The sequence below is a fragment of the Borborobacter xinjiangensis genome, from assembly GCF_047739745.1.
Lineage (GTDB): Bacteria > Pseudomonadota > Alphaproteobacteria > Rhizobiales > Rhizobiaceae > Pseudaminobacter.
The window spans coordinates 1-2303 of sequence record NZ_JBLLVA010000072.1; the positions used below are offsets into that span (position 1 = coordinate 1).

The 2303-nt window shown below is 56.7% G+C and carries 2 protein-coding genes; one reads left to right on the forward strand and one right to left on the reverse strand.

The genetic code is table 11. The annotated features are described in order from the left end of the window. Positions 1–153: 153 nt before the first annotated feature. Positions 154–501 (reverse strand): hypothetical protein, encoded by a 348-nt coding sequence (locus ACLKMW_RS26345; protein WP_415727484.1) that lies wholly within the window; start codon positions 499–501, stop codon positions 154–156. 1068 nt (positions 502–1569) lie between these two features. Here ACLKMW_RS26345 and ACLKMW_RS26350 point away from each other — a divergent pair. After that, positions 1570–2214, forward strand: coding sequence for an antitoxin Xre/MbcA/ParS-like domain-containing protein (locus ACLKMW_RS26350; protein ID WP_415727485.1), 645 nt, complete (start codon positions 1570–1572; stop codon positions 2212–2214). Positions 2215–2303: the final 89 nt, after the last annotated feature.

Consider the following 2303-nt stretch of genomic DNA (forward strand, 5'->3'; position numbering starts at 1 on the left):
ACCAATGAAAGGGGGTTAGTTCTTCAATTCGAAAAAGGGGTCAGTTCCTGGATTCGCTTGACACAGCACTGCGGCAATGCTGCAAATCCCACGATGTGACATCGAGATTTCCGATTCATAAGTATAGAGTAACGTGGGGAGATCGTCTCCTGCTCATGGGCGTCGCATCCGGGTGCGGATCCGTGAACGCTCTGTGAGGTGGCCAAGATCGCGTCTGCCCTGCCGCGTCAGCCGCCGGCGCAGCACGGCTAAGGCCTCCACCCGGTCATAGCCGTCCGCGATCAACAGGTTGAGTGCTCCCCGCATCAGCAACGCGGCGGTCGGTTCAGTGGATGTGGTTGTGTAACCGTCATTGATGGCATCGATATAACAGACCGTGGTGGCCGCGAGTGCTGCGTCCACGCTGTCGGCCTCTGGCGCGCACCTTGCAGCCAGCCGCAAACGGTATTGCCGCTGCCGCTCGTGATGGCCGCGTTTCATCGGATCCGGATACCGCGGCATGCTTTCCCTCCGTCACAACGTAAATCCCACGCTGGAAGGTCGGATGGCGCCGAGCAAGTCACAACGAGACGTCTGCGAAGCCGCCATGTCCAGGCCTGCTGCACCGCAGCTCGCAGCCGGGAGGAGCCTGCAAAGGGCAGCCGATGACACCTAAAGGTTACAAACTCCAATTTAGATCAGTTGCCGACAAGTTGTTTCGCGCTGCCCGCACGCTATCGCACCTGCCCGCGCACGCGATGACGGACACGCTGGTGGTGCCGCCACCACGCGATCGGCGTATCTTTGTGATGCTGTTCTCAGGGGCGAAGAAGCCCGGTGAAGAGTTGATGGAGGTTCTCGCGCGACGAAATGCCCACCGTCACCGTCGGTCACATTGAGATGTCAATGTCGGCTACCGACGCGTGACGTAGCGCAGGACAAATGATTGCCGAGATTGCAAACGGGCGAGCGCGCCATCGTATCCATCATCTCTAAGTAAGATCGCTAGTAAGAGCGCCCTGCCCTGACGCGAAACATGTCTACCTGAAGACTTTCTAGAGTTCTCTGGGATTTAGAATGGCAGCGGGCCATGCTCCGGTGATGCTTTTCACGGTTGTGTCGGAAATTTTCTGGCCGGGCACCGCGGTCTCGTAGGTCTTCTGCGTTTCAGGGAAGTTTTCTATGTCCTCGTCCGATCGGTGATCCTGCTTGTGCGCACGCTGGTATCTGGCCTACATCTTCGCCTTCTCGACCTGGAAGAGGTGATGGCAAGTGTGGGCTAGTCTAAGTCGACCATTCGGCCGTGCACCGCTCGGACTTGCATTTCGCACCGCCGCTGCTCGACCGGGTAACCGACGTGAGCCCGCGGTCACGGGCAACGTAACGAGGTTATCGCGGATTTACCTTTGCGCTGACTTTTTGAGACTTGGCAGCTGACGATGATGTCAGACAATCGGTCATGGCCCATAGTCGCAGGTGGCGACCCCGCGACCCTCAATAGACGTGCAGTTCCCTTGCATCTGGTCTCTTTTGAACGGTACCGCGTTACTCCGATATTGCAGAACGAATCAGATCTAATTGGGGATCAGCATGGCCACTCGAGAATCAATCCGTGTCGCCGGAATAATCGCTGGAGAGGTCGAGGATGTGGTTGCACGTTATGCTACTGACATGAGCAAGCCCGCGATTCTGCTATGCGGCCGCTTAGCCGGAGAAGTTGTGGCAATGATCGCACGTTTACCAGAAAAACGGCAGCGGCAAGTGGCCCGCAGTCAGACAGCATTATTACAGAAATTGTCCGAGGAAATCGCGTTGGCCGCGACGTTGGTGAACGCCGGAGATACAACTCCTGAGCGCACAAACGATGAGCAACCCCACGAGCAAGACATAAGCGTAGATAAGTGGGCTGGCCCAACCGCAGGACCTACATACCTTGAGCGCCACTTCGGCATCGCACGCTCAACTCTGCACCGCTGGCAACGTCAAAAATTAGTAATCGGTCTGCGGAAGGGGGCTCGAAAATATGTCTTTCCGCTGGCCCAGTTTGTCGACGGCAGACCGGTCACTGGACTCGCAGAGATAGCCGAAAGTTTCCCAAATCAAAGGTTAGCGTGGTTGTGGATGATCAGTCCTTGTGACGATTTAGGGCAAGAAGCACCAATCGATTTGCTTCGCTTGGACGAGGCGTCGAAAGTTATCGAGGCTGCTATGAAGAGCGTTGATCAGGCCGGGTAGTTGGAAAACAAAAAAACCCGGCAGTTGCCCGCCGGGTTTCTTCAAGTAGTCGTAAGCCGATCAGAACGAGCGGCGGAAGCGGAGCCAGC

Excerpts from the sequence above, each read along its gene's own strand:
- ACLKMW_RS26345 (WP_415727484.1), bottom strand. The coding sequence starts at position 501 with ATGCCGCGGTATCCGGATCCGATGAAACGCGGCCATCACGAGCGGCAG.
- ACLKMW_RS26350 (WP_415727485.1), top strand. The coding sequence starts at position 1,570 with ATGGCCACTCGAGAATCAATCCGTGTCGCCGGAATAATCGCTGGAGAG.